Origin of the sequence: Agrobacterium sp. SORGH_AS_0745 (assembly GCF_030818995.1) — a bacterium.
GTDB lineage: Bacteria > Pseudomonadota > Alphaproteobacteria > Rhizobiales > Rhizobiaceae > Agrobacterium > Agrobacterium tumefaciens.
In genome coordinates this window covers 760,847-767,500 of sequence record NZ_JAUTBI010000003.1, presented here as the reverse complement: position 1 = coordinate 767,500, position 6,654 = coordinate 760,847, and the positions used below count along the sequence as shown (strand labels likewise).

The 6,654-nt window shown below is 58.2% G+C and carries 5 protein-coding genes and 2 pseudogenes (1 of these 7 running past the window's edge); 4 read left to right on the top strand and 3 right to left on the bottom strand.

The window, feature by feature from the left end:
- The 3 genes and pseudogenes from hrpB to QE432_RS13430 all read left to right on the top strand — a co-directional run.
- Positions 1–811: pseudogene (hrpB, locus tag QE432_RS13440) on the top strand (ATP-dependent helicase HrpB); it begins 1,677 nt to the left of the window's first position.
- 29 nt (positions 812–840) lie between these two features.
- The gene (locus tag QE432_RS13435) at positions 841–2,148 is read left to right on the top strand and encodes an ActS/PrrB/RegB family redox-sensitive histidine kinase (protein ID WP_306625941.1); all 1,308 of its coding nucleotides are present in this window, start codon (positions 841–843) and stop codon (positions 2,146–2,148) included.
- A gap of 67 nt (positions 2,149–2,215) precedes the next feature.
- Positions 2,216–2,800 carry an ActR/PrrA/RegA family redox response regulator transcription factor gene (locus tag QE432_RS13430; protein ID WP_003516258.1) on the top strand — a complete coding sequence of 195 codons (585 nt, stop codon included), beginning with the start codon at positions 2,216–2,218 and terminating at the stop codon, positions 2,798–2,800.
- A 59-nt stretch (positions 2,801–2,859) separates the two neighbouring features.
- On the opposite strand, the gene QE432_RS13425 is transcribed toward QE432_RS13430, so the two are convergent.
- Positions 2,860–3,345: an MmcB family DNA repair protein gene (locus QE432_RS13425; protein WP_013635204.1), complete on the bottom strand. Its 486-nt coding sequence runs from the start codon at positions 3,343–3,345 to the stop codon at positions 2,860–2,862.
- A 183-nt stretch (positions 3,346–3,528) separates the two neighbouring features.
- On the opposite strand from QE432_RS13425, the gene QE432_RS13420 reads away from it, so the two are divergent.
- A complete protein-coding gene (locus QE432_RS13420; protein WP_003516268.1) occupies positions 3,529–4,230 on the top strand; it encodes a L,D-transpeptidase in 702 nt (233 codons plus the stop codon).
- Between the two features lie 152 nt (positions 4,231–4,382).
- Here the strand turns inward: QE432_RS13420 and QE432_RS13415 are convergent, their stop codons facing one another.
- On the bottom strand, positions 4,383–5,990 hold the full coding sequence (locus QE432_RS13415; protein WP_373465229.1) for a malate synthase G: 1,608 nt from the start codon (positions 5,988–5,990) through the stop codon (positions 4,383–4,385).
- Positions 5,978–6,552: pseudogene (locus tag QE432_RS26655) on the bottom strand (malate synthase G); the annotation flags it as partial. The gene QE432_RS13415 and the pseudogene QE432_RS26655, both read right to left, overlap by 13 nt.
- Positions 6,553–6,654 lie beyond the last annotated feature (102 nt).

Sequence of the window (6,654 nt, the reverse complement as noted above, 5' to 3'; positions counted from 1 at the left end):
ACGGGGGCGTGCGGCACAGCCGCGCATCCTTTCCGCAGCAAGCATCGAGCGTACCGATATAGAAGAGCGGATGCCGCATCTTATTGTGCAGCAGGACCAGCTGCTGTTTGACAAGGCAAGCGGTCAGGCGCGTGCACGCCGCGTCACGCGCCTAGGCGCCATCATCCTCGACGAAACGCCCCTGCCCCGCCCGGAGGGCGAACAGGCGGCGCAGGCACTTGCCAACGGCGTTCGGGAATTTGGTGTCGGAATTCTTCCGTTCACAAAAGAAACCCAGCAGTTGCGCGACAGGATAGGCTTTCTGAATGCCAGCATCGGCGACCCCTGGCCGGATGTCAGCGATGCTGCATTGCTTTTACGGCTGGATGAATGGTTCGTGCCCTTCCAGCACGGCGCCCGCAGCCTTCAGGATATCCGGCCCGGCAGCCTTTCCGAGGGACTTTTAGCCCTGGTGCCTTATGAGGTCGCACGCGATCTGGGCAGGCTTGCGCCGACGCATTTCGAAGCGCCGACGGGCCAGCGGCATCCTATTCGTTACGATGCCAGCGAACCGACGCTTTCCATTCGTGTGCAGGAGCTTTTCGGGCTGACGGCTCATCCCGCCATCGCGCAGGGGCGGTTGCCGCTGCTGCTGGAATTGACCTCGCCGGCGCACAGGCCGATACAGACGACACGCGATCTTCCGGGTTTCTGGGCAGGATCGTGGAAAGATGTACGGGCGGACATGCGCGGGAGGTATCCGCGCCATCCATGGCCTGAGGACCCGGCATCGGCATTGCCGACCAGCCGCGCAAAACCGCGCGGAACGTGATGACGATGAAAAGCACAAAGGAGATGAAGGTGGCTGGCCATCCGATCGAAACAACAAGGCTTGGCCGCGCCAGCCGCAGGATAAGGCTGCAAACCATCGTATGGTTGCGCTGGCTGGCGGTGGCCGGGCAAAGTGCGACGATCCTGCTTGTTGCTTTCGGCTTGAACTTCCCCCTGCCACTTCTGGCTTGCAGCCTTTTGATCGGTGCACTGGCGCTTGCCAACCTGTTTCTCACTGCGCGTTTTCCCTCCACCTATCGTCTGGAGCCGTGGGAAGCGACATTGCTGCTGGCATTCGACCTGCTGCAATTGACGGCGCTCATCTACTTCACCGGTGGTCTTTCCAATCCTTTCGCACCGCTGATCTGCGTGCAGGTCATCATCGCCTTCGCCTCGCAGCCGCTTCGGCACTCGCTTATTCTGCTCGCCTTTGCCGTCATCTGCTCGACGGCAATCGCTTTTTCGCCGTTTCCGGTTCCGTGGTATCCCGGTGAGGTGCTGCCGATCCAGCTTCTGCTGCATGTGGGCACCTGGGTCGCGATCATTGCCACGACCTCTTTCGCGGCCTTTTATGCCTATCGCGTTTCACACGAGGCCAATCAGCTGGCCGATGCGCTGGCTGCGACCGAACTGGTGCTGGAGCGGGAAAAACATCTCTCGCAGCTAGACGGTCTGGCCGCCGCTGCGGCACACGAGCTGGGCACACCGCTGGCGACAATCAGTGTCGTCGCCAAGGAAATGGAACGGGAACTCGGAAATGATGAAAGGTTTGGCGAAGACATAGCGCTGCTGCGCAGCCAGAGCGAAAGATGCCGTGATATTCTGCGCCGCCTTACATCACTTTCCACCGATGATGAGGAGCATATGCGTCGCCTGCCGCTCTCCTCGCTGATTGAGGAGGTGATGGCGCCGCACCGGGAATTCGGCATCCGTCTCGATCTCGTCGAAAAGAACAACCGGATCGACGAGCCGGTTGGCATCCGGAATGCAGGCGTTATTTACGGGCTGGGCAATCTCATCGAAAACGGCGTGGACTATGCGCGGGAAAAAGTGACCGTGACCGTGGACTACGATTCGCAGAATGTCGCCGTCACCATTGAGGATGATGGACCGGGTTATGCCCATGACGTGCTTGCCCGCATTGGTGAACCCTATGTGACCGAACGTCACAACGATACCCGGGCGGGAGGGCTGGGACTCGGGCTTTTCATTGCAAAGACATTGCTGGAACGCTCCGGCGCCACCGTTAACTTCGAAAATCGCGGTTTGAGCGGAACAGGAGCGCGGGTCACAATCGTCTGGCCTCGAGCGCTTATGGACGATAAAAGAGACCGTTGACTTTACCATTCACGTGGAAGCGGCGATAAGAAGAAAAAGCCGACTAAGTTGCCGAAAGGCCTGAGACATGACGACAGAAGACCAGACCCCCATCAGCGCGACAACGGATGACGACGACCCGATCGGAGCTGACAGATCGCTGCTGATCGTCGATGACGATGGTCCCTTCCTGCGCCGGCTTGCCCGGGCCATGGAAACACGCGGATTTATCGTCGATACCGCCGAGACGGTCAGCGAAGGCATTGCCCGTTCCAAGGCTGCGCCGCCCAAATATGCGGTCGTTGATTTGCGGCTTACGGATGGCAATGGTCTCGAGGTCATCGAAGCCATCCGGCAGTACCGGGACGATACGCAGATTGTCGTCCTGACGGGCTACGGCAATATCGCAACCGCCGTTACCGCCGTGAAGCTTGGGGCGCTGGATTATCTTGCCAAACCCGCCGATGCGGACGATGTCTTCAATGCGCTGACGCAGCGCAAGGGTGAAAAGACTGAAGTGCCCGAAAACCCGATGTCGGCCGACCGGGTGCGTTGGGAGCATATTCAGCGCGTTTATGAAATGTGCGAGCGCAACGTCTCGGAAACCGCCCGCCGGCTTAACATGCACCGGAGAACGCTGCAGCGCATTCTGGCGAAACGCGCGCCGAAGTAGAGCATTTACAGTACAAATGAGAAGCGGTTTTACGTCTGGATATGGTCTGGAACCGGGCATCACTCTCCGAAGCTGCGCCCGGTCGTCCACTCCGCCAGCATCAGCCGGGTTGCAGCGGTTCTCGAGAAATCCAGCATCACCGATTTGCGGGTTGCGGGCGGTAGCTTATGCTCCGGCGCATCGCGAAGCATATGGGCGCCATAGCCATCCGACAGGATAAGCCCGCATTCTTCCGGAAAGATTTCGACCGGCACTTCAGGATGGGTGGCGAAAAACAGCCGGTCGCAATGCAGGCGGTATTCCGGCCATTTACGATCGACACGGAAGTCCTCGATCGAGGATTTGATTTCGATAATCCAGATTTCACCCTTTGCCGAAAGGCTGATGAGATCGGCCCGTCGTCCGCTTGCAAGCGGCAGTTCCGGCAAAACCGAATGTCGCATCTCGTGCAAAAGCACCTGAACGCCGCGGCGCACCAGCATCGCCTTGTCCGACTGGCGACCGTCGATTAACGGATTATTGTTGGTAAGCGAAAGAATAGTCATGGATAAAGGCTACTGAGGCGTTTGGCCTATTGTTGCAAAAAGGCAATCAACCGGCAATTTTAAAGTCACATTCGTCCTGCAGCAGCGTATCGGCTTGCCAAGAACGGCTTAATGGAAAATAACCGATTTATCCAATTAAGCCTACTCCTTCGCACAATTTGGCGAATTTTCCGCGAGAACGATATGCGCATCCGTACCTCATTGACTGCACTCGGTCTGACGGCAGCACTGGCTCTGGCCGGCTGCGCCGAAACCACATCCCAATCATCCGGCCAGGTAGCGGCGTCAGTGCCGGTCGCTAACCCGGTTCCGGCAAAGGTCGAAACCGTCCAGATCTTCAACGATGTTTACGGCCCTGTGACCGACGCGGGCTATGCGCTGCCCGCCATCCCGATCAATCGTGTGAACGAGAAGTTCCGTCGTCAGATCGTCGAATTCCAGAATAACGAACGGCCGGGCACGATCATCGTCAATACGCGTGAGCGTTTCCTTTATTATATCCTGCCCGGCAACCGCGCAGTTCGTTACGGCATCGGCGTTGGCAAGGCTGGTTTTGCCTGGGCCGGCGAAGCCTATGTCGCCTGGAAGCAGGAATGGCCGATGTGGCATCCGCCGAAGGAAATGGCTGACCGCAAGCCGGAAGTCGCAAAGTATGTCGAGGCAGGCATGGGTCCGGGTCTTTCCAACCCGCTCGGCGCGCGCGCCATGTATCTCTTCAACGAAAAGGGACAGGACACGCTGTTCCGTATCCACGGTTCGCCTGAATGGGCATCGATCGGCACCGCCGCCTCTTCAGGCTGCATCCGCATGATCAACCAGGACGTCATCGACCTCTACAGCCGCGTCCGTCCCGGCCGCAGCACCAAGGTTGTCGTGATCCAGTAAGATCAGATACCAGACAAAGAAAAAGCCGCCGTGGAATTCCCGGCGGCTTTTTTGTTTCTGGAGCATTCCCAGTAAAAGTGCCTAGCGGTTTTAAGGTAGAGCACGTCGAACATTGCATTCAGACAAGACGTGCTCTGGATTTCCTGTCGGCCTCAAGCCGCCTGCTTCGCCTTCAGTTCGAGGCGACGGCGGTGCAGAACCGGTTCCGTATAACCGTTAGGCTGCTCCCGGCCTTTCAGCACAAGTTCGACGGCGGCCTGAAAAGCGACCGATCCTTCAAAGTTGGACGCCATCGGCAGATAGGCCGGATCTCCGGCATTTTGGCTATCGACCACGGCGGCCATGCGTTTCATGGTCTCAACGATCTGCTCTTGCGTAACCACGCCATGGCGCAGCCAGTTGGCCATATGCTGCGCGGAGATGCGCAGCGTGGCGCGGTCCTCCATCAGTCCGACATTGTTGATGTCAGGCACCTTGGAGCAGCCGACGCCCTGATCGACCCAGCGCACGACATATCCCAGAATACCCTGCGCGTTGTTGTCGAGTTCGCGCTGGATTTCCTCGGGCGTCCAATTGGGACGCGGCACGACCGGCACCGATAGAATATCGGAGAGTTTTGCCCGGCCCCGGCTTTTCAGGTTGTCCTGAACGGCTGCGACATCGACCTTGTGATAATGCGTGGCATGCAGCGTCGCAGCCGTGGGTGAAGGTACCCAGGCGGTGTTGGCGCCTGCCTTCGGATGCGCGATCTTCTGCTCCAGCATGGCGGCCATCAGGTCAGGCATGGCCCACATGCCCTTACCGATCTGCGCATGGCCGGAAAGGCCGCATTCCAGACCGATATCGACGTTCCAGTTCTCGTAAGCCGCAATCCAGGCCGCCTGTTTCATATCGCCCTTGCGGATCATCGGACCCGCTTCCATCGAGGTATGAATTTCGTCGCCCGTGCGGTCGAGGAAGCCGGTATTGATGAAGACGACCCGGTCTTTTGCCGCGCGAATGCTTTCCTTGAGGTTGACCGTGGTGCGGCGTTCCTCGTCCATGATGCCCATTTTCATGGTGTTCGGCGCCATGCCGACAAGCTTTTCGGCCTGCGTGAAAATCTCGTTGGCGAAGGCGACTTCCTCCGGCCCGTGCATTTTCGGCTTGACGACATACATGGAACCGGCACGGGAATTCTGGCGACGGCCGGAGGGGCCGACATCGTAAAGCGCAATCAGCGCTGTGACGACGGCGTCCATGATGCCTTCCGGCACCTCGCGGCCATCCTTGTCAATGATCGCCGGATTGGTCATGAGGTGACCGACATTACGCACCAGCATCAGGGACCGCCCCGGCAGAGTAAGTGCTCCACCATCGGGGGCGGTGTAATAACGATCCGGGTTGAGACTACGGGTGAAGGTGTTACCACCCTTGGAAACCTTCTCCGTCAGGTCGCCGCGCATCAGGCCAAGCCAGTTGCCATAAACCAGCACCTTGTCCTCGGCATCAACAGCGGCAACGGAATCCTCGCAGTCCATGATGGTTGTCAGCGCCGATTCGAGAATGACATCAGAGATGCCCGCCTTGTCACCCTTGCCGATTTCCGTCGAGGGATCGATGACGATCTCGGTGTGCAGACCATTCTTGCCAAGCAGGATCGTTGCCGGCTTTTCCGCATCGCCGGTAAAGCCCTTGAATTGCTCGGCATCTTTCAGGCCCGTTTTGCTGTCACCGATTGCAAGCTGCAAGAGGCCGTCAACGATCTTGAATCCGGTCACATCCGACCAGCCTGCCGTTTTCGAGCGGAGCTGATTCGTTGAGGAAGTTCCGCGCCCAGGCAATGACCTTTTCGCCGCGTTTCGGATTATAGCCCCTGCCCTTTTCCGCACCATCGGCGTCAGAAATGGCATCCGTGCCGTAAAGCGCATCGTAAAGCGAACCCCAGCGGGCATTGGCGGCGTTCAGCGCATAACGGGCATTCATGACCGGCACGACAAGCTGCGGGCCTGCGACAGCGGCAATTTCCGAATCGACGTTGCTGGTTTCGACCTTGAAGCCGGGTCCTTCCGGCAGCAGATAGCCGATTTCTTTCAGGAAGCCCTCATAGACATCAAAATCCGTCGGGGCGCCATTCTGCCGGTACCAGCCATCCAGTTTTTCCTGCAAGGCGTCGCGCTTTGCGAGCAATTCACGATTCTTGGGGGAAAGCTCGTGGACGATGGCCGAAAAGCCTTCGAAGAAGGTTTCTGCATCAAGACCTGTGCCCGGCAGAACGTCATCCGTCAAAAAAGCATAAAGCCTGTCATCAATGGAAAGACCGAATTTATTGGTGCGGCTCACATGCGCCTCCTCTTTATCTTAAGGGCGCAGATTGGACGCTGAGGCAGGCGCTCGTCAATTGCGAGAGGCAACCAAATATTATTTCCGTTTTGGAAAGAATGC